The organism is Aquamicrobium sp. LC103 (genome assembly GCF_001014615.2).
Taxonomy (GTDB): domain Bacteria; phylum Pseudomonadota; class Alphaproteobacteria; order Rhizobiales; family Rhizobiaceae; genus LBCQ02.
Genome location: NZ_LBCQ02000015.1, coordinates 174,780 through 194,948, shown reverse-complemented (window position 1 = coordinate 194,948; position 20,169 = coordinate 174,780). Strand labels below are relative to the sequence as shown.

Here is a 20,169-nt window from a genome sequence, read left to right as displayed (position 1 = left end):
TCGTATAGGTGAAGCCGCGCACCAGCGTCGCGCTACCACCCGGCGTCGTCACCACCGCGTCCACCGCGCCGGCTGTACCGGGAGGCGTTGTGGCCGTGATCTGCGTATCGCTGTCGACCGTATAGCTCGTCGCAGGCGTGCCGCCGAAGGTGGCGGACGTAGCGCCAGTCAGGTCCGTACCGGTGATGATGACGGTCGTGCCGCCCGCTTCCGGACCCTGATCCGGCACTACGCTGGTGATCGTCGGTTCGGGAACCGGGGGCGCCACGCCGTCGCAGCGGATGCTGAAATCGAGCGAACTGGGCGGATTCTGCCCAGTATTATCGACGGAGCCATACACGGTCAAAATGACCCCGTCGACGGAATCGTTCAGTTGAAAGGAGCCAGATTCGTTGAACTCCGTTCCGCCGGCATTATCAAAGTAGACCAGTGTGTTGGCATTGGACCCTAGGGTGAAGTAGATGTTTTCGTTTCCCGAATTGCTCGAGCTTGCCGACCAGGTGATCGTTTCGCCTACTTCGAAGTCCTCGGCGTCGCCATATGCCGCTCCGTATCCTTCGTCGCGGGAATCCGCGCTTCCGATGGGCGGGGAGATCGTGATCGTGGCTCCGTTGCCGAAATCGCTGTTGAGCGCCGTACACGCGGCCGATTCGGCCAGCGCCTGCTGAGGAAACGCGAAGACGAGCAGGAGAACGGCTAAAAAGCAGACGAGGACTTGCCCCAGTCGTCCTGCAATATCGGAAGCGATGCTACGAGTGGTTGCAGCGGGGCAGCTTCGCATATGGGCGAGGGGAAGTGCGCGCATCGAGTGTGTTCCCTGCGTGGCCTATGGGCAGGGAATGCCCTCATCCTCGAAGCATTGCGAATGCACCCCCTGAGCGTCCATATCAAAAAAATGGCGACATTGTCGCCTTTTTATGTCTTCTCTGAGCCTTTTAAGGTGCCGTGTTGTTTTTCTACCTCACATCGTGATCTTGATGATTATGATCTTGGTTGTCGCCGCACCTTTCCGCGACCTTCTCTTTTGATCGCCTTTTTGCCGGAACGGGATTCTGTTGTTTTAAATATATATCAAATACGACAGTGACGATTTATCTGTGTATTCCGGGGTTTACTTCATGCAACGAGGAACTATGATTTCCGGCGCGGGAGGGCGGTTAGTTTCAACCCTGAGTTCGACTGTGCCGCTCCGCGGACAGATATCTGGTCAACGGACCGGAGGCAGCCCTGCCTTGCGGCGCTTGTGCGGCGTGGCTGCTTCGACAACCACGAGGAGAGTTTGCGATGAGTGAACCGTTTTTAGGCACGGTGATGATTTGGGCGCCGAACTTCGCGCCACGCGGCTGGGCTTATTGCCAGGGTCAGTTGATGGCGATCAGCACGAATTCGGCATTGTTCTCGCTGCTTGGCGTCACCTATGGCGGCAACGGACAGACGACGTTCGGGCTGCCCAACCTGCAGGGCCGTGTCCCGGTGGGGCAGGGTCAATCGCCCGGCACCACCAACTACGCGCTGGGGCAGGTCAGCGGCACGGAAAACGTCACGCTGACGTCTGCACAGATGCCCTCCCACGTCCACCCGGCCACCTTCACGTCGACGGGGCTTCCCAGCGTGAGCATGTCGCTGAATGCCACGACGGCCGTTGCCAGCAACGATGCGCCGCAGGCCGGCCAGCAGCTGGGCGATGTTTCTCCGAATTCCACGAAAATCTACGCGCCGGCTGGCGGCACCCAGGTTGCTTTGGGCGGTGTCTCCGGCGAATTGAGCGGCCAGGTGCAGGGCACCGTCGCGATCGGTCCGAGCGGCAACTCCCTGCCGTTCAGCGTCGTCCAGCCTTTTCAGGTGCTGAACTACGTCATCGCTCTTGAAGGCGTTTTCCCGTCACGCAATTGACGGTCCGTTGCCGCGTTCAGTTGATGACGACCTGGTACTGTTGGCCCGTCGATGACGGGTCATGCGTCAGAATCGGGATGACATAAAGCTGAAAGGTCGGGCCGCCGGGCAGGTGCAGCACGCGCAGCCCCTCCAGCAGGATCCGTTCCGGCGGGCCGGAGAAGATCATCAGGAACGGCTTCGGGAGATCCCGAGGCCAGGGACGGCCTTTCGTGGAGTCCTCGATTTCCACCAGCTTGAGCTCCACCGCCACGTCGGTGTTCTGGACATTGAAGGTGCGGCCCAGATACGGCTCGAATTCTTCCATGGTCACAGGCAGGACGTTTTCATACACCATCGAACAAAACCCCCGCTCGGATGATTGCTACATTCGTGTTTCGACGTCTCTAGCAGCGGGCGAGCAGGATAGGCAATGATCGGATCGTCCACCTTCTCCCTGCGTCCCGCCGAAGCCCCGGACGCACCGTTCCTCCGCGAAATGTTCGTGGGAGCGCGCGAGCGCGAGCTTGGCGGCCTGTCTCCGGAGATACGCGACGGGATGGCCGAGCAGCAGTACCGCATTCATCAAAAGGGTCTGGGGGCGGCATATCCCGATGCGCGGCATCTCATAGTGCTTGCTGCTTCCGGTGCGTCGGGAGAGCTCGAAAAACCCGTCGGGGTGATTACCTTGGCGAATCGGCCCGGTGAGCTCTGGATCGTCGACATGGCGCTCCATCCGGCACACCGCAACGCGGGGTTGGGTACCGCCTTGCTTGAATCCCTGATGGAGGACTGCCGGCGGGACTGCATGACGATGCGCGGTTCGGTCACCCCTTACAATCCGGCGCGGAGGCTCTACGCGCGCCTCGGTATCAGGGAGATCGGCACGGAAAGCCGCGGCTACATCGCGCTCGAATGGCGGCCGCAATGAGCTTCATCGTCTACCGCGCATCCAGATCCGCATCGCGCCGCCGGTAATGATCGAGCAGGCACGGACAGAGCGTGGCGAGATGATCCTCGAGCCCGTCGGAACGTGTCTTGTCCCGAAATCGTTGGGAAACCTCACCAGACTGGACGTTGCCATAGGAGAATTCGAAGCGTTCGAAAAGCCCCGGATCGGCGTTCCAGAGCGCAGACGCCAGTTCGACATGTGTGCGATGAAACGTGTGGTAAGTTTCCTCCACCGGCCAGCCGAAGCCGGCGATCGTTCCGAGGACGTCGGCTTTTCTTCCGACAAAATCCTCATACTCTATCACCGCGTCGAACCGCTCCCGCTCGGCGAAAACCGCATCCAGCAGCATGAACTTTTCGTCGATCAGGCCAGAATGATTGCGATATGGCTTCCGCTTCAGGCTTTCGTAATTGTCGCGCGGGTCGCGCAGGAACAGGATCGTTCTTTCAGGCCGGAAGCGCTCCTGATGAACCTGCAGGGGATAGGCGGTGGTGACCACGACCTTGGCGACGACATCCCTATCCGTATCGAGCGCCGGCGCGGCATAGTTGTTGAGGATATCCACCAAGCCTAGGCAATCCGGCCGTTGGGCCAGGAACAGGGCGAAAGCCGTCGCGCCGCTTGACTGCATGCCGTAGATGAGCAGTCTCATCAGACCGGCTCCGGCATGTCTTCGGCGCGGCGATCCGCCGTCAGCCAGTCATCCTCGAATTCCGAGGTGATGAACACGTAGCGGCGGATGTGCGGCGTTGTGTGGCGGATACCGACCCCATGCAGCGCATGGATGCTTTGCGGGAATATGACGAGCTGGTTTGCTCTGTACGGAATGGCGGTGACGCGTTCGACCGAATCGGGGGGGAGCTCGTTGACGTCGAGAATTTCGGTAGGCCTGGACTTCCAGCGGAAGAGTTCAAGCTCGCCACCCGTCGAATCATCTCCTTCCTCCCGCAGATAGAACAGCCCGCTATAGAGCCTGTTTGGCGTATCGAGATGCGCACCGCGCGCCGAAGACGCATCGGCGGAGACCGGCGCGTTGATCTCGATCCGGGCGTCGGCGAGTATCCTGCCGCCAGCGTTTGCGTCCCGGTAAAGTAAACCGACGGTCCCGTCTTCGCTGGCAATCTTCAGCCGGCTTGCCACGCGTTCGTCCCAGTGTCCCGCGAACAGTGCGACCACGGTGCGGACGAAATCCGGCGCGGTGTGCCGTTCCAGAAACGTCTTCCATGGCGCGGCGACGTCCTCGCGCAACATCAGCGGCCAGGCCGACATCGAATACCGGCGGTTGCTCGCCAGCTTTGCTGCGGCCTGCCGCCCGGCGATGATTTTGGGAGGCGGGAACGACGCGGACAGCTCCGCATAAAGGTTCGGAGGCAGCGCGTCCTGAATGACCAGATGGGGAAACGGGTTCAGCTGCAGATCCAGGCGAGATGCGCGCGAAAGAACGTCCATCATCGATAATCGGCCCTCCACCACGGTTTATGCTTCTAGAACGTTTCCGGACGAGATGGAATCGCCTTGCCAAGGAGGTACACGCGTCTCGCGCCGAATATTTCGCAGCGTATGGTGGAAGGATTTGCCGAGATTCTGCCCGGCGCCTGACTGACGCTGGGGAGGTGAAGCGCTCGCGCGTGTTCCCGTACCAGCTGCGTAGCGGCAGAATCCAAGCCGATTATGCGTAAGACCAAGAACCGGACCTTCTCAAGGGCCTGTCATCTCTTTGTCGGCGAAGGTAGCCTTGGCAGCCTCCCGCGTCCGACTGATCATTTCCCTGCCGAGCATCTCGGCTCCGGTTATGTCGCCGGCCTTGCACGCATTATACAGGCGCTGCCAGTAGTCGAGGGAATGACGACGCATCTCCGGGGTGGCAAGGCCAAGCCTCCTGTAGCGGCCCACCTGGAAATCCAGCTGGTGGAACATACGCATCATGCGCCGGTTGCTGCAGTTGTCGATGATCATGCTGCTGAGCCCGGCCGAGCGGCGGTTGTACGCCGCCCCCTCATCGTCGATGTCCACGAGCGTTGCCAATTCGCTCAGGAATCCCCCGAACTCCGCAAGCCGCTCGTCGGTCACCTTGGCCGCATACTGACCCGTCGCGGCGCCGAAGAGAATCGCCCGCACCTCAAAGGCGTCGAGCAGATCGTCGTAGCTGAGCTCCGTAACCCGGGCACCGTGCCGGGGTATGATCTGAAGCACGCCGTCGCGCTCCAGGATGCGGAAGGCTTCCCGGACCGGCGCCCGACTGACCTGGAAAAGGTCGGAGACAATCTTCTCGGTGATGCTGTCTCCTGGCTGATATTCGCCGGCGATGATCGCCTCGCCGAGCTGTCGGCTGATCTGTTCTGAAAGGGAGAGTGTTTCCGGGATTTTAGAAAGGCGCATCGAGCGTTCCGTCGCTAGGTGTTGCACTGGAAGCGGGCAGAGTCCTGCAGGAATCGGAAAAGTCAATATTAAAGGGGTAAATTGTCGATAGGATAATTGTCGACAATGATAATGTCGATTTTTATTGACTCCACTGGGCCGCTATGATCCCTTTCGGAAAGACATGGGAGAAGTATCGATGGAAAACCGGCTCGGGATCGACATTGGAGGAACGTTCACGGACTTCGTGATGATTGACTCCTCGACGGGCGACGTCACCGTGGAGAAGTGCCTGACGACGCCCGCCGCGCCCGAGCAGGCGATCTTTACGGGAATCGAGCAGATCGAAACCCGAGGTGGCTCGCCGCTTCGGGCGGAAGTGGTGCACGCGACAACGCTGATCACCAATGCGATCCTCGAGCACAAGGGCGCACAGACGGGGCTAATCACGACACGCGGGTTTCGCGACATTCTCGAAATGGGGAATGAGACCCGCTACTACGTGTATGATCTTTTCCAGAGCTTCCCGAAACCGATCGTGCCGCGGGCGTTGCGGCGCGGCGTTGCCGAAAGGACGCTGACGAACGGAAGCATTGTCGAGTCCATCGACGAGGAAGAGGTCGCGCAGGTGGTGCGCGAACTGGTGGCGGCGGGCGTCGATTCGATCGCGGTTCTCTTCCTGCACTCCTACAACAATCCGACGAACGAGCGCGCCGCAAGGAAGATCATCAACAAGGTCGCGCCGCAGGTCTCTGTTTCGCTTTCACACGAAGTGGTTTCGCGACCCCGCGAATTCGAACGCCTGTCCACCACTGTAGTCGATGCCTACGTCCAGCCGATCGCGGCCGGCTACATGAAGAAGCTGGCAGGCCGGTTGCGCGAATCCGGACGCAGCGATTCCGTCTCGATCATGCTGTCCAACGGCGGCATTGCGCCGATAGAAACCGCCTCGAAGAATCCTGTCCAACTGGTCGAGTCGGGTCCAGCCGCCGGCGTGGAAGCCGCGCAGTATTACGGCCGTCTGCTCGGCATTGACCGTGTCCTCGCCTTCGACATGGGCGGCACCACGGCAAAGCTTTGCCTGATACGGGAGGGAAAGGTTTCCCGAACCCAGGACTTCGAGGTCGGACGGGTGAACCGTTTTCGCAAGGGTAGTGGCTATCGCCTCGCCGTCTCGGTCTACAATCTGCTTGAGATCGGCGCGGGCGGCGGCAGCATCGCGCGCATCAACGCCATGGGATTGCTTGCGGTAGGCCCCGACAGCGCAGGCTCCGAACCAGGGCCGGCATGCTATGGACGCGGCGGTGAACTGCCTACGGTGACAGATGCCGATCTCGTGCTGGGCTTCATCGATCCGGCGTCGTTTCTCGGGGGGGACTTTCCGCTGGATCCCGGGGCGGCGGAGCGGTCCATATTGGCGGCCCTTGCCGAGACCATGTCGCTCAGCGTGCCAGCCGCCGCGTGGGGCATCTTCGACATCGTGACGGAGACCATGGCGTCCGCGGCGCGGCTGCACCTTTCGGAACAGGGCGACGATCCCACCCGCTGCACGCTGATCGCATCCGGCGGTGCAGGGCCAGTGCACGCGGTCGCACTAGCGCGGAGGATGGGCTGCCCTCACGTGGTCATCCCCCCGCTGCCGGGCGTCATGTCAGCGTTTGGACTGCTTGCGGCCCGTCCGGCATTCGAACGCATCCGCGCGGTGCGGTTCTCGCTGGATGACGCCGACGCCCCCGAGGTGGAGCGCGCGTTCAAGAGGCTCGAGGCCGAGACCTTCGCCGAGAGCGGCATCCGCAGCGGCTATATTGTGGAACGTCATGTTGAGATCTGCCATCGCGGGCAGGATTCGGCGGTGGAGGTGGACGGCAGCGGCGACTGGACGATCGCGGCCACCCGCGCCCGCGCCCGTGCCGACTTCGCCGACGAATATCGACGCATGTTCGGACGCGCGGGTGACGGCAAGCCGCTGCAGATAGCAGCCATGCGCGTCGTCGTCGCGAGAGCCAATCCCGACCTGAGACCCCCGCAAACAGCTTCGGACGCTGCGTCCGTGGCCGCTGGAATGAGAAAGGTCTACTTCTCGCCGGCCATGGAAATCGACACGCCCGTCTTTCTGCGCCATTCACTGCGCGCGGGCGCGTCCTTCCACGGCCCGGCGATCATCGAGGAACGCGAATCGACGACGGTCATCTGGCCCGGCGACCGTGTCCGCGTCGATGCCAGCGGCGCAATCATCATCGACGTCGGCGTCGCGACGGCCGAGCATTGAGAGAGCCTGCAATGACCACTGAAAGCATCACGCTCAGCGCCATCTGGAATCGTCTCATCGCCACCGTGGATGAAGCCGCAAACGGGCTTGTCCGGTCTTGCTACTCGCAAGTTGTGCGAGACTATCACGACTACTGCACGGGTATCTTCGACACCAAGGGCTATATGCTCGCCCACTCAACGCGCACGACCTGCGGGTTCATTGGCGTGATCGGCGAGGTGATGAAGCATCTGGTCCGGATCTTCGGCGACAACGTCGAGGAAGGCGACGTCTTAATCACCAACGACCCCTGGCTGTCGAGCGGCCATCTTCTCGACATCACCGTCGCCAAGCCGATCTTCCACAACGGGAACCTCGTCGGCTACGCACTGTGTATCGTCCACCATTCCGATATTGGGGGCCGGCGCGCCGACATCGATTCTCGCGACATCTACGAAGAGGGAATTCAGATACCGCCCCTCAAGCTCTTCAAAGCGGGCGAGGAGGATCCCTCGATCGCTGCGATGATCCGCGCCAACGTGCGTACGCCCGACGAGGTCGACGGTGATTTGCGCGGGCAGTTATCGGCTCTGCACATCTGCGAAAAAGGCGTCCAGCGCCTTCTAGGAGACTATCCCGACTACACGATGGAGCACATTGCCGACCGCATCATCGCTCTGTCGGATTCCAGCATGCGCGCGGCGATCAGGTCGCTGCCGCGCGGCACCTACGTCAACACCGTGACCCTTCCACCGCATGGCAGCCTCACCGAATCCATCCCGATGAAGCTGACGATGCATATCCGTAACGACGCCATCGATCTCGACATGACGGGCACCTCGTCCGAGGTTAAGGCCGCGATCAACAGCCCACTTTACTACTCCAAGGGCTATGCCTTCTACGCGCTCAAGCTGCTGCTCGACCCGCATGTCCCCAACAATGAAGGCTGCATCCGGGCCTTCTCCTTCCTCTGTCCGGAAGGGGCGATCCTGAATTGCCGCCGGCCAGCCCCAACGTGGGGACGCGCCGTGATTTCGCACAGTTTGCCGGAGCTGATATTCGGCGCACTTCGCGACGTCATGCCCGAACGCCTCATCGCCGATTGTGGATCGACGCCGATCAGTGGAATCTACTCGCGGGGAACGCGCTACGACGGATCGCCCTTCCTGGCCCTCCAGTCCGATCGGGGCGGCTACGGCGCCTCCAGGGGAGCGGACGGCAAATCCTGTCTCAGCTTCCCCTACAACACGGCGGCAATCCCCATTGAGGTTACTGAAAACGAAACCGCGCTGGTGTTCCTGCGCAAGGAACTCGCGACGGACACCGGAGGCCCCGGCACCTGGCGGGGCGGCCTGGGACAAACCGTCGAGTTCAAAATTGCCGACGGCCCGATCGAGCCTCCGTCGGAAATCCTGTTGTCAGCCCGCGGCGCGATGCGCCATGAGGACTCCGTCTATCCGGTGCTGGGCTTGTCGGGAGGCGGCAAGGGCCGTGGTGACGCTCTGACTTTGAACGGAGCACCGTGCAAGCAGGGCGCCACCATGCGCCTCAAACCGCAGGACACGATCTGCCTGACGCTTCCCGGCGGCGGCGGATACGGCGATCCGATGCGGAGAGATCCCGAAAGCGTGCGCTTTGATGTCGAGGAGGGACTGGTCTCGCTCAAGAGCGCAAGCGCCGAATACGGGGTCGTTCTGGACGCGACCGCATTGACCATCGACCACGAGGCCACACGTGAGATTCGGTCCGGGGTCTCTACGGCCTGCAGAATAGAAGGAGATCAAGATGGACGACTATATCGGCAGTGCATCCCACAAGGGGCTGTGCATCGCGCTTGATGAAGTTCCCGACGCGGTGCTAGTTCCCGCCAGCCGGGTGACGGGCGGTTCCGTAACGGCAAAGGTCGTCCACGGCAACGACGCCAGCCTGATGATCGCCCGTCGCGAACCCGGCTATCACTCCAAGCCGCACCGTCACGACTGCGAGCAGCTGAACTACGTTCTGGAGGGCGAAATCTGGCTCTACGTGGACGATGGCGGTTTTCTCGCTAGGACGGGCGACGCGTTTCGAATACCGCGCAGAGCCATTCACTGGTCGCGGGTCGGCGATGGAGGCTGCACACTTCTTGAGGTGCACGCGCCCTCGCTGATAGGCGATGAGACCGTGAAGATCGCTGCCAAGGGGCTCTTCACCGCGGCCGAAGGCTCCGGCAAAGCGATCGCCGTCGCTTCCGAATGGCCTGAAACCGGGCGGGAGGACGTCGAGCGCCGAATGCGCGACGAAATCGGCGCGAGATAACGCCGGCTAGATAATAAGAACGACCAGAGCGGAACAGAGGTTTCAACCATGATGATGCTCAGAACATTGCTTTTGCTCGGCCTTCTGACCACGGGTCTGGCAGCTCCGAAGACCGCTGAAGCGGAGGAACTGAAAATAGGCATCGGCGGGGCGTTCACGTCTCTCGACCCTCACTTCTTTGTCGCCACGGCCAACATCATGGTCTCGCGCTACATCTTCGACGCGTTGGTATCGACGGATGAACTGCAGCGCCCGATCCCGGGCCTCGCGACGAGCTGGGAAGCGATCGACGACACGCATTGGGAATTCCGGCTGCGCGATAGCGTCACCTTCTCCAACGGCGACCCGTTCACCGCAGAGGACGTGGCCGCTTCTCTCGCGCGGGCCCCCGATGTCGAGGGCAGCCCGTCGAGCTTCGCGCTCTATACGCGCTCCATCAAGGAAGTGGTCGTCAAGGATCCGCTCACCGTCGTGATCGAAACGGCCTATCCCAATCCGACGCTACCGGTGGAGCTCAGCTACATCTCGATCATCTCGTCCGCCAACGCTGACGCCGCGACGACAGACTACAACAGTCTTGCCGCTGCCGTGGGAACAGGTCCGTTCATCCCGCAGCGCTACGTCCCGAACGAGATGATCGAGCTGACGCGCAATCCCGATTATTGGGGCGAACAGCCGAGTTGGGAGAAGGTGACGGTGCGCCTGATCGCCAACAACGGCGCCCGCTCGGCGGCGCTGTTGGCTGGCGACGTGGACGTCATCGACTCGGTGCCTCCCACGGATATCGAGCGCATCCGGAGCGGAGGATTCAAGATCGTCAGTGCTGCGTCGAATCGCGTCATCTTCATCGGCCTCGACCAAGACCGCGACGAGAGCCCGTTCGCCACAAGCCCCGGCGGCAAGAACCCGCTGAAGGATTTACGCGTGCGCAAGGCGCTGTCCATGGCCATCGACCGCGAAGCGATCGCCGCGCGCATCATGGCCGGACAGGTCATGCCGGCGGGACAGTTCCTGCCCGATGGGTTCTTTGGTGTTTCCGACAGGCTGGGCATTCCTGAATACAACCCCGAGGCTGCCCGCGAGCTGCTTGCCGAAGCGGGGCTATCCGAGGGCATCAGTCTCACGATCACTGGTCCGAGCGACCGTTATCTAAATGCCAGCCAGGTGCTGCAGGCGGTGGCGCAAATGTTCGGCCGCATCGGCGTGGAGACCGAGGTCGAGATGCTGCCGTGGAACAACTACGTGGCAAGGCTGGGCGAACGGCAGATCAGCGCGTTCTTCGGTGGCTGGGGCTCGGTTACCGGGGAAACGGGTGTCAGCATGCTCGTGACGATCGGCACCTTCGATCCCGAGAAGGGAGCCGGTGGTGGCAACCGTGGCCGGTACTCCAATCCCGAGCTCGACGATATCCTGGAAAAGGCGATGCGGACGATGAACGACGAGGAACGCGACGCCATCCTGGCGCAGGCGAGCGAACTGGCGATCGACGACGTCGCGTTGCTACCCCTCTACTTCGAGATTACCAACTGGGCGGTTCGCCCGGGGATCGGGATGACAGGCCGTTCCGATCAGGCAACCCTTGCGACAGACATTAGGGCGGAATGACCGGCAGCCGGTACGCGGCTGACGCTGCGGGCCGGCCCGTCTGCCAGGACATCGGGATTTTGGCTCAGGCGCCGGATTTGACCATGCCATCGGTCGCGCTGTCGCTCATAGTATCGCTCGGCACCGACGCCGCATACGAAGCCGCCTTGCCGCAAAAGGAGTCCGTCGCCAATGCACGCTTATGTCATTCGCCGCCTCGGCCAGTCGGTCTTCGTGCTCATTGCCATAGCGCTGCTGGTGTTCGTAGCAATCTATGCGATCGGCGATCCCGTCTCGACGCTCGCGCCGCAAGATGCCACCACGGCAGAGTTGGAAGGCGTCAGGCAGCGGCTCGGGCTTGACCGCCCGATCTATGTCCAGTTCTTCCTCTTCCTCTCCAATGCCGCGCAAGGCGATCTCGGTCGGTCCTTCGTGTATGGAGAACCGGCTCTCAAGCTTGTGCTCGAGCGTTTTCCTGCGACCCTCGAACTGGCGCTTTTGGCAGCTTTCCTCGCCGTGACGATCGGGGTTCCGTTGGGCGTATATGCCGGCCTCCGGCCGGACTCGCTGGGCGGTCGCGGCATCATGGTCGGCTCCATCTTCGGGTTCAGCCTTCCCAGTTTCTGGCAGGGGCTAATGCTCATCCTGATCTTCGCGATCGTCCTGCGCTGGGTTCCCGCCGGCGGGCGTGGTGATCCCGGCATGTTGCTGGGGCTGCAATCCGCCCTGTTCAGCCTCGACGGGTTGCGGCATCTCCTGCTGCCTGCCGTCAACCTGTCGCTGTTCAAGGTGGCGCTGCTGATCCGGGTGGCGCGGGCGGCAACGCGCGAAGTGGCACTGCAAGACTACATAGTCTTTGCCCGTGCCAAGGGGTTGAGCCGCACCAGGATCGTCTGGGTGCACATCCTCAAGAATATCATGATCCCGGTCATTACGGTGCTCGGCCTAGAGCTCGGCTCGCTGATCGCCTTCGCGATCGTCACCGAAACCGTGTTCGCCTATCCGGGCATGGGCAAGCTGCTGATCGATTCCATCAGCCAGCTGGACCGCCCGGTGATCGTCGCCTACCTGATGGTCACGGTCGTGGTGTTCGTGCTCATCAATCTTCTGGCCGACCTCGCCTACGCGGCGATCGATCCACGGGTCCGCTTGGCAGGAGGGGGGAAGTCGGCATGAGCACCGTCGACCAACTTCCCACGGAGACCGCCGGTGTCGAGGAAGGAGAAAGCATGCTCCGGCGGCAAGTGCGCGAGTATTTCCGCAGCCCGCTGGCCACCGCCGCGACGATCACCGTTGCTACGCTCATCCTGATGGCCTTCTTCGCCCCCCTGTTCGTTCCCCAGAACCCCTATGACCTCTCGCAGCTTGATATAATGGACGGCCTGCTGCCGCCGGGGGAAAGCACATATAGCGGTCGCGTGCTCTGGCTCGGCTCGGACGAGCAGGGTCGCGACATCTACTCCGCAATCCTCTTCGGATTACGCACCTCGCTGACGGTCGGGTTCTTGGCGACGGCGATCGCCTGCATGCTCGGCACGATCATCGGCGTCATCTCGGCCTATGTCGGAGGATGGGTCGACAGTTTCGTCATGCGCGTCGTCGACCTGCAGCTCTCGCTGCCATCGATTCTGGTGGCGCTCGTGCTACTTGCCGCGTTCGGCCGCGGCATCGATAAGGTGATCGCCGCACTCGTCATCGTACAGTGGGCCTACTACGCTCGCACGGTGCGCGCCGCCGCGCTTGTCGAGCGCGGTGCGGAATATGTGGAGGCTGCCCGGTGCCTGATGCTGTCGAACACGCAGATCGTGTTCCGGCACGTCCTGCCCAACTGCATGCCGCCAATCATCGTTGTGGCGACAGCGCAAATCGCGCATGCCATAGCGCTCGAGGCGACGCTTTCGTTCCTGGGAGCAGGCGTGCCCGTCACCCAGCCATCGCTGGGCATGCTGATCGCCTCCGGCTACAATTATCTTCTGTCGGGACAGTATTGGATATCGACCTATCCGGGTGTCGTCCTTGTCATCACCGTGGGGGCCATCAACCTGATGGGCGACCGGCTGCGCGACGTTCTCAATCCACGGCTGGCGAACTGATGACGACTTCCGCTCCCAGCGTTGCTCGCGTCCTGCCCTCCCAGGAAACATCCAGCCATCACACGGCGCCACTCCGAAACGCGGTTCTTAAGGTGCGAGACCTCTCGGTCGCCTTCGCCTCCCGCGGGGGTGCGCTTACAGCGGTGGATGGGGTGAGCTTCAACCTTGCTGCCGGCGAGGTAATGGGGATCGTCGGCGAATCGGGTTCGGGCAAGTCGGTGACCGGCCTTGCGCTTATGGGGTTGATCGGCTGGCCGGGCCGCCTGACTGGAGGGTCCGTCATGCTCGAGGGAGAAGAGCTGATCGGGATGCCGGAGAGCGAGCTGCGCCGCATCAGGGGCCGCCGCATGGCGATGATCCTTCAGGACCCGACAAGCACGCTCAATCCTGTCCTGCGGATCGATACCCAGATGATCGAGGCGATCAGGGCGCACGATACGGTATCCGAGCGTGCGGCCCGCGAGCGTGTATGCGAGATGCTCTCCAGGGTCGGAATCCCATCGCCGCGAGAGCGCATGCTGAATTATCCGCACCAGTTCTCCGGAGGCATGCGTCAGCGCATCGCGATCGCGATCGCCTTGCTGCACCGGCCGGCCGTGCTGATCGCCGACGAGGCGACGACTGCGCTCGACGTTTCCATTCAGGCTCAGATTCTGGCGGAAGTGCAGTCCCTCGCGGAGGAGGCGGGCACTGCCATGATCTGGATCACGCACGACCTGTCTGTCGTTGCCGGCCTCGCGGATCGTATTGCAGTCATGTATGCGGGTCGTCTGGTCGAGACCGGCAGGGTGGATCAGTTGCTGGAGGCGCCCGCGCATCCCTACACGGCAGGGTTGATCGCTTGTGTCCCCAGTCACAACATCCCCGGAACCGAAGTTGCGCAGATACCTGGTTCGACGCCTTCGCTGGCGCGTCTCAAGGCGGGATGCGCCTTCGCGCCGCGCTGCCGGCGATCGACGGCGGTCTGCGGGCAGGTGCCTCCGTTGGTCTCTTGGGGCGAGGCAAGTGAGCGGTCGATCCGGTGCTTCCATCCGGTGATCGATATTGGGGCGAGATCATGAGCGAGCCGGCCGTCGAAGTTCGCAACCTGTCGAAGCGTTTCGTACGCAGCCTCGATTTTGTGGAGCGCGTCGCCAATCTGGTCGGCGCGAACTATCGGGAGGAAGTCGTCAGTGCTGTGGACCGGGTCAGCCTCCGTGTCGACAGGGCCGAGGTCGTGGGACTGGTGGGGGAATCGGGCTGCGGAAAGTCGACGCTTGGCCGGATGCTGGCCGGGATTCTCGAACCCGATGACGGCGAGATACTGATGGGTGGCGAACATCTGAACCGCCTGGACGATCGTCGCCGAAAGGCGGCCCTGCTTTCGACGCAGATGGTCTTTCAGAACCCAATGGCGTCGCTCAATCCGCGCATGCGGGTCGTTGACACGATCGGCCAGGCGCCGGTGAAGCACAGCATCGTTCCGGCGCGCGAAATCGTGCCCTATGTCGATGGCATCATGCGGCAAGTCGGGCTCGATCCGGCAACGCGCAACCACTATCCGCACCAGTTTTCCGGCGGGCAGAGGGCGCGCATCGGCATCGCACGCGCACTCGCGGTGAAGCCGTCGGTGCTGGTATGTGACGAGGCGACCGCGGCGCTCGACGTATCGATCCAGGCACAGGTGCTTAATCTGTTCATGCGGCTGCGCGCCCAGCTCGGCCTCACCTACCTGTTCGTCAGCCACGATCTGGGTGTCGTACGACTGCTTGCCGACCGGGTCGGCGTCATGTATCTCGGCCGCATTGTCGAGATCGCTCCTGCGGGCCGGCTCTTCGCCGATCCGCAACATCCCTACACGCGCGCCCTTCTGGCGGACATGCCGCAGCTGGTGGCCAAAAAGCGGAGATTTGTGGCAATCAAGGGACAGCTTCCGTCCCCGCTCAATCCCCCGATGGGATGCCATTTCCATCCTCGCTGCCCTATGGCGGTCGCTCGCTGTAGAGGGGAGGCGCCGGCCCTTAGGGAGATAGCCGGCAACCACTCCGCGGCATGCCATCTGGTATAGGCCCGTACGGCATCGCTTCGGAGTGCAGAGCGATGATCCTGTTCATACTTCATTCGACCTTGGCGTGCGTTTTTTTAGCAACTCTTGAACTGACTGCACCCGCGCTGATGCTTTTTTAGCAGACGGTTTTCCAGAGTCAGGTTGGCGGTTGGGAAATGGGGCTGGTGATGGCTGCGGATACCTAGCTTTTCCTCGACGAAGACGAGGCCAGCCTCTATCCGTGTGTATCAGGGATCACATTCCGCATCCGATGACGCGCACCGTCAGCATATCGCTTCCGCTAAAGCGGCTATCGGCGACCATACGGGCCGTCATTTTCGAAGTCTTGGAAAAAAAGCACCTGATCAGGGTTTTGGCGATATTCTTCGGAGGGCGGGATCATCAGCGCCGGATGCTGGTAAGGATGCTGACAATCAGCGAGGTTTATGACATCGCTCCGCTTGCCTGTTGAAAGGGAATGGGCGCATTCGAGCCCCGCGTCAGGAAGCCGCCGGATTCATTCATTGCAGCGCGAGCGCGAAGATTTGCCACCCACATCCCGCGCGTCCCAAGGATTAGTTTTGAGTCCCTTGCCCGGTTGAACAACAGGTGCGACCTAGGCGTTTCCAGCCAATCAGATGTTGTTTCAACAGGAAGGATGCGATGGCGGCCATCCATGATGGCAGGCAATGCCAGCGCCTCAAGTGCTTCGTCCGGATGGTGAGACTACGAGGTAGGGCGTCACCACTCCGCCTTTCGCGCGGTCAAGAAAGTCTCGTTGCATTGCCGCCGGACGCTAGGCGCTTAAGCGCGTCTTGCAGATAGGCTTTGCACGATTCTTACTGCTCCCGGCGCAGCAGAACGTTGCGATAGGCGAAGCGGCCCATCGGATAACGGCTGAAAGCGATCTCGAAGATTCTCGCCCGAATACCAGCGGCGGATCACTAGGGCCGGCGTTTCAGGAGTAACCGCGAGTGCCGCCGCTTGGTCGACTGTCAGCAATTCGACGGCGATTTCCTGTTCGATGCGGGCGATCGCGATGCCGTAAAGCTTCTCTATGGTCTCTGCTACCGACACCTTCATCGTGCGGACGTGGTCGCGTATTCCGCTATAGGTCGTGTCGACATAAACCTCGACATGGCCGACGGGGACATCTGCGTCCTCCCTGTCGTAGCGCGCCGGTAATGCGGACGTAGCCCTGCCCCTCGCGTGCGCAAAGCTTCTCCGCGAGCGTGGCATCCGCGACCACGTCCTCCACCATGCCGACGCGGATCGGCGTGCCCTTAGCGAAGCGGGTCAACTCCTCCACGGAAGAATAGGTTTCAGTGTATATTGCGCGGGACAGGACTTTGCGCGGGACAGGACTTTGCGGCGGCAGAGCGTGACCTTGCCCGTAGCTTCGAGCGCGGTCCGGGGTTCGGTCAGGCGGGCGCGGGAGAAGGAATTCGCTGCGCTGACAGACGACGAAATCGCAAAGGTCGAGGCGCTCTACGCTGACCAACGGCACAGTTGAGGCCGCCATCTTACAACGGCGGGCCATCAATCGTGGAATGTCAGCATTCTCCTTGCAGGCACCCTGAAGCTTCCGGCCCGCAAGCTGTCCCTTGCAAGAAACTCGCCTGATAGCTTGTCGCCGAGGGGCGGAGGCTTATGCCCGGTACTCGACCGAGGGATGCGCGAGCGCCGTCAGGATGCCGCGCAGTTCGGCGAGCCCCTTCAGCCGGCCAATCGTGGGATAGCCTGGCTGGCCCCTGCGGCCGATATCGTCGATGATGTCCTGGCCATGGTCAGCGCGCATCGGAATCTGGTCGTCGGCGCGGCCCTCGGCCCTGCGGCGCGCTTCTTCCGTTAGGATTTCGCCGATAAGCGCGACCATGTCCGTGCCACCGCCCAGGTGCTCCGCCTCGTGGAATGAGGCGGGGATGCCGGGTGTCTCCAGCGTTACGTTGCGCAGGTGCAGGAAATGCACGCGCGGGGCGAATTCGCGCATGATCGCCGGCAGGTCGTTGTCGGGGCGTGCGCCGAGCGAGCCGGAGCAGAGCGTCATGCCGCTGGCGGCGCTGTCCACCGCGCGGAGGATGCGGCGGTAATGATCAGCCGTGGACATGATTCGCGGCAGGCCGAGCAGCGGGAAGGGCGGATCGTCCGGATGGCAGCAGAGCCGCATGCCGAGTTTTTCTGCGACCGGCGTCACCTCTTCGAGGAAGGCGATGAAATTGGCGCGCAGCCGCTCCGCGTCGATGGCGTCATATTCGGCGAGATGGCGGCGCACGTCCGCGACCGACATGCTTTCCGTCGAGCCTGGCAGGCCTGCGGTCACATTGGCGGCGAGCTTCTTTTTGCGCTCCTCGCTCATGCCGGCGAATCGCTCCGCGGCGGCCTCGGCTACTTCCTCGCCAAAATCGGCGGCGGCGCCCTCGCGTTCGAGGATGTGGATGTCGAAGGCCGCGAAATCGATCAGGTCGAAGCGCATGCAGGTGCCGCCATGGGATACGCGCCAGGCGAGATCGGTGCGGGTCCAGTCGAGCACGGGCATGAAATTGTAGCAAACCGTCTCGAGCCCGCGCGTCCGCAGGTTTTCAAGGCTCTGCTTGTAATTGGCGATGTGCTCGCACCATGCGCCCTTCTGCTTCTTGATATCCTCGGAGACGGGCAGGCTCTCGACCACTTCCCATTTCAGTTCGGAGGGTGAGCCGTCCTTCATGCGGCGGATCTCTTCCTGGCGCTTCGCGATCTCCGCCTCGCTCCAGACGGCTCCGGTCGGAACGTGGTGCAAGGCGCTTACCACTCCCTCCACTCCAGCCTGCCTCATATCGTCGACGGAAGTGAGATCGTGGGGACCAAACCAGCGCCAAGTCTGCCGCATATTCCTGCCTCTTTTCTCGATGGGCGTGCGTCTGGCGACGCACTACGACCCGTGTTCATCAGCTGCGTCATACACTGGCGTTGACTAGTATGGAAGTATGGAGGATAGTTCGGCCAAGGAGGAGACGCCGTGGCCGACGCTGCAAGCGCAAACAATTTTGATGGCATCGACGCTCGGACCGCGATCGCGCCCCAGCTCTATCGGCTTTTGCGCAGCCGCATCGTCCGCACCGAGCTTTTGCCAGGCGAGATCATCTCGGAGACCGAGATCGCGCGCGGCTATGATGTCTCCCGCCAACCCGTGCGCGAAGCCTTCATCAAGCTTGCTGAAGCCGGCCTTGTGGAGGTCCGTCCGCAGCGCGGGACCATGATCGCGCGTATCTCCACCGAGGCGGTCATGGATGCTCGCTTCGTGCGCGAGGCGATCGAGGCCGATGTGGTGAAGATCGTGGCCGAACGTGCCGACAAGGCGATCGCCGATGAGCTCACCGACCAGATCGCGCGCCAAAAGCGCGTCGCCGACGACGACAATGACGGCTTCGTCAAGCTCGACGAGCTTTTCCACCGCACGCTCGCCGAGATGGCGGGCAAGGCCTATGCCTGGCGCGTGGTCGAGGACGTGAAGGCGCAAATGGACCGCGTCCGCTATCTCAGCGTCGAGAAGCTGCATATCCGCCGCCTGATCGGTCAGCACGAGGACGTGGTGGAGGCTATCGTGAAAAACGACGTCGTGGGAGCCGAGGCCGCCATGCGCGCCCACCTGCGTGAAATTCTCAAATCGCTTCCGGAACTGGCGAAGGCCCGTCCGGAGCTTTTCAACGCCGCTCGATAGCGGGGCAATTCTCAAACAACATCAGGCCAGGGAGGCATGACATGACTTCGAGATTTGATTTCAAGACGCTGCTGGCGGGCATTGCGCTCGCCGCAACCCTTTCCGCGGGAATTTCCACGGCCGCGAGGGCGCAGGAGGTGACGCTCAAGCTCGGCCACCTCGCCAACGAGCAGAACTCGTGGCACAAGGCCTCGCTGAAGTTCGGCGAGGAGCTTTCCGCGCTCACCGACGGGCGGATCGTCGTGCAGGTCTACCCGAACGATTCGCTCGGCCGCGAGATCGACCTCATCAACGGCATGCAGCTCGGCTCCGTCGAGATGACCATCACCGGCGAGAGCCTCCAGAACTGGGCGCCGATGGCCGCGCTTCTGGCGCTGCCCTATGCCTACACCACGCTGGAGCAAATGGACGCCATTGCCAGCGGCGACATCGGCAAGCAGATCGAGGAGCAGGTCATCGAGCGCGCCCAGGTCCGCCCGATCGCCTATTTCGCGCGCGGCCCGCGCAACCTGACCGCCGACCGCGCGATCACCACGCCTGCCGAGCTCAACCGCATGCGCATGCGCGTGCCGAACGTGCCGCTTTTCGTCGACGCCTGGACCGCGCTCGGCGCGCAGCCCACGCCGATGGCCTTCTCCGAGGTCTTCACCTCGCTCCAGAACGGCACCATCGCCGGTCAGGAGAATCCGCTGGCGCTGATCCAGTCGGCCTCTTTCAACGAGGTGCAAAGCCATGTGAACCTGACGGAGCATGTCCGTTCATGGATTTACCTGACCATCGCAGAGCAGGTCTGGGACAGGCTGTCCGAGGAGGACCAGGGCCACGTGATGGAGGCTGCCCGCCGCGCGCAGGAATTCGAGCGCGAGCAGTTCCTCAAGGATGAGGAGGCCATCCGCGCCGATCTCGAGGCCAAGGGCATGACCTTCGTCGAGGTCGATCAGGAAGCCTTCGCCGCGGCTGCCCGCGAGCCGGTCATCAACAGCGTCGACGCGGAAATCCGCCCGGTCGTCGAGCAACTGTTCAATCGCTGATCGCAATTCG

General features: G+C 62.2%; 20 protein-coding genes. 13 read left to right on the top strand and 7 right to left on the bottom strand.

Annotation, left to right across the window (positions count from 1 at the left end):
* A partial coding sequence (locus tag XW59_RS25900) for an IPT/TIG domain-containing protein (RefSeq protein ID WP_206077751.1) occupies positions 1 to 805 on the bottom strand: 805 nt, incomplete at its 3' end.
* 479 nt (positions 806 to 1,284) lie between these two features.
* Here XW59_RS25900 and XW59_RS25895 point away from each other — a divergent pair.
* The gene (locus XW59_RS25895; protein ID WP_047148766.1) at positions 1,285 to 1,893 is read left to right on the top strand and encodes a tail fiber protein; all 609 of its coding nucleotides are present in this window, start codon (positions 1,285 to 1,287) and stop codon (positions 1,891 to 1,893) included.
* A gap of 16 nt (positions 1,894 to 1,909) precedes the next feature.
* Here XW59_RS25895 and XW59_RS25890 read toward each other — a convergent pair whose 3' ends face one another.
* Entirely contained in the window at positions 1,910 to 2,227 is a 318-nt protein-coding gene (locus tag XW59_RS25890) for a hypothetical protein (protein WP_136068518.1), read from the bottom strand.
* 78 nt (positions 2,228 to 2,305) lie between these two features.
* Here XW59_RS25890 and XW59_RS25885 point away from each other — a divergent pair, with 78 nt between their 5' ends.
* Positions 2,306 to 2,803, top strand: a complete 498-nt coding sequence (locus tag XW59_RS25885; RefSeq protein ID WP_052958548.1) for a GNAT family N-acetyltransferase — start codon at positions 2,306 to 2,308, stop codon at positions 2,801 to 2,803.
* Between the two features lie 10 nt (positions 2,804 to 2,813).
* On the opposite strand, the gene XW59_RS25880 is transcribed toward XW59_RS25885, so the two are convergent.
* The 3 genes from XW59_RS25880 to XW59_RS25870 all read right to left on the bottom strand — a co-directional run bounded on the left by XW59_RS25880 (position 2,814) and on the right by XW59_RS25870 (position 5,203).
* Positions 2,814 to 3,476: a hypothetical protein gene (locus tag XW59_RS25880; protein ID WP_047148764.1), complete on the bottom strand. Its 663-nt coding sequence runs from the start codon at positions 3,474 to 3,476 to the stop codon at positions 2,814 to 2,816.
* A complete protein-coding gene (locus tag XW59_RS25875; RefSeq protein WP_137327103.1) occupies positions 3,476 to 4,276 on the bottom strand; it encodes a 2OG-Fe(II) oxygenase in 801 nt (266 codons plus the stop codon). The genes XW59_RS25880 and XW59_RS25875 overlap by 1 nt, the downstream gene beginning before the upstream one ends.
* 246 nt (positions 4,277 to 4,522) lie before the next feature.
* On the bottom strand, positions 4,523 to 5,203 hold the full coding sequence (locus XW59_RS25870) for a GntR family transcriptional regulator (protein ID WP_052958547.1): 681 nt from the start codon (positions 5,201 to 5,203) through the stop codon (positions 4,523 to 4,525).
* 178 nt (positions 5,204 to 5,381) lie between these two features.
* Between XW59_RS25870 and XW59_RS25865 the strand changes: the two genes are divergently transcribed.
* From XW59_RS25865 to XW59_RS29545, 9 genes are all read left to right on the top strand, one after another.
* A complete protein-coding gene (locus tag XW59_RS25865; RefSeq protein ID WP_047148762.1) occupies positions 5,382 to 7,451 on the top strand; it encodes a hydantoinase/oxoprolinase family protein in 2,070 nt (689 codons plus the stop codon).
* An 11-nt stretch (positions 7,452 to 7,462) separates the two neighbouring features.
* Positions 7,463 to 9,268, top strand: coding sequence for a hydantoinase B/oxoprolinase family protein (locus tag XW59_RS25860; RefSeq protein WP_047148761.1), 1,806 nt, complete (start codon positions 7,463 to 7,465; stop codon positions 9,266 to 9,268).
* Positions 9,216 to 9,728, top strand: a complete 513-nt coding sequence (locus XW59_RS25855; protein WP_082137845.1) for a cupin domain-containing protein — start codon at positions 9,216 to 9,218, stop codon at positions 9,726 to 9,728. The genes XW59_RS25860 and XW59_RS25855 overlap by 53 nt, the downstream gene beginning before the upstream one ends.
* Before the next feature lie 48 nt (positions 9,729 to 9,776).
* Positions 9,777 to 11,333: an ABC transporter substrate-binding protein gene (locus XW59_RS25850; RefSeq protein WP_052958546.1), complete on the top strand. Its 1,557-nt coding sequence runs from the start codon at positions 9,777 to 9,779 to the stop codon at positions 11,331 to 11,333.
* A 171-nt stretch (positions 11,334 to 11,504) separates the two neighbouring features.
* Positions 11,505 to 12,488, top strand: coding sequence for an ABC transporter permease (locus XW59_RS25845; RefSeq protein WP_047148759.1), 984 nt, complete (start codon positions 11,505 to 11,507; stop codon positions 12,486 to 12,488).
* On the top strand, positions 12,485 to 13,405 hold the full coding sequence (locus XW59_RS25840; protein WP_047148758.1) for an ABC transporter permease: 921 nt from the start codon (positions 12,485 to 12,487) through the stop codon (positions 13,403 to 13,405). The genes XW59_RS25845 and XW59_RS25840 overlap by 4 nt, the downstream gene beginning before the upstream one ends.
* 32 nt (positions 13,406 to 13,437) lie before the next feature.
* Positions 13,438 to 14,466: an ABC transporter ATP-binding protein gene (locus tag XW59_RS25835; protein WP_047148813.1), complete on the top strand. Its 1,029-nt coding sequence runs from the start codon at positions 13,438 to 13,440 to the stop codon at positions 14,464 to 14,466.
* Entirely contained in the window at positions 14,463 to 15,452 is a 990-nt protein-coding gene (locus XW59_RS25830) for an ABC transporter ATP-binding protein (protein ID WP_052958545.1), read from the top strand. The genes XW59_RS25835 and XW59_RS25830 overlap by 4 nt, the downstream gene beginning before the upstream one ends.
* Before the next feature lie 250 nt (positions 15,453 to 15,702).
* Positions 15,703 to 15,903, top strand: coding sequence for a hypothetical protein (locus tag XW59_RS29545; protein WP_047148756.1), 201 nt, complete (start codon positions 15,703 to 15,705; stop codon positions 15,901 to 15,903).
* A 332-nt stretch (positions 15,904 to 16,235) separates the two neighbouring features.
* Here the strand turns inward: XW59_RS29545 and XW59_RS25825 are convergent, their stop codons facing one another.
* Together XW59_RS25825 and uxuA are read right to left on the bottom strand one after the other, a co-directional pair.
* Positions 16,236 to 16,670 carry a UTRA domain-containing protein gene (locus tag XW59_RS25825; RefSeq protein ID WP_082137843.1) on the bottom strand — a complete coding sequence of 145 codons (435 nt, stop codon included), beginning with the start codon at positions 16,668 to 16,670 and terminating at the stop codon, positions 16,236 to 16,238.
* A gap of 409 nt (positions 16,671 to 17,079) precedes the next feature.
* Positions 17,080 to 18,297: a mannonate dehydratase gene (gene uxuA / locus XW59_RS25820; RefSeq protein ID WP_047148754.1), complete on the bottom strand. Its 1,218-nt coding sequence runs from the start codon at positions 18,295 to 18,297 to the stop codon at positions 17,080 to 17,082.
* A gap of 129 nt (positions 18,298 to 18,426) precedes the next feature.
* On the opposite strand from uxuA, the gene XW59_RS25815 reads away from it, so the two are divergent.
* Both XW59_RS25815 and XW59_RS25810 read left to right on the top strand, forming a co-directional pair.
* Entirely contained in the window at positions 18,427 to 19,128 is a 702-nt protein-coding gene (locus XW59_RS25815) for a GntR family transcriptional regulator (protein ID WP_246666223.1), read from the top strand.
* A 41-nt stretch (positions 19,129 to 19,169) separates the two neighbouring features.
* On the top strand, positions 19,170 to 20,159 hold the full coding sequence (locus XW59_RS25810) for a TRAP transporter substrate-binding protein (RefSeq protein ID WP_047148753.1): 990 nt from the start codon (positions 19,170 to 19,172) through the stop codon (positions 20,157 to 20,159).
* Positions 20,160 to 20,169 lie beyond the last annotated feature (10 nt).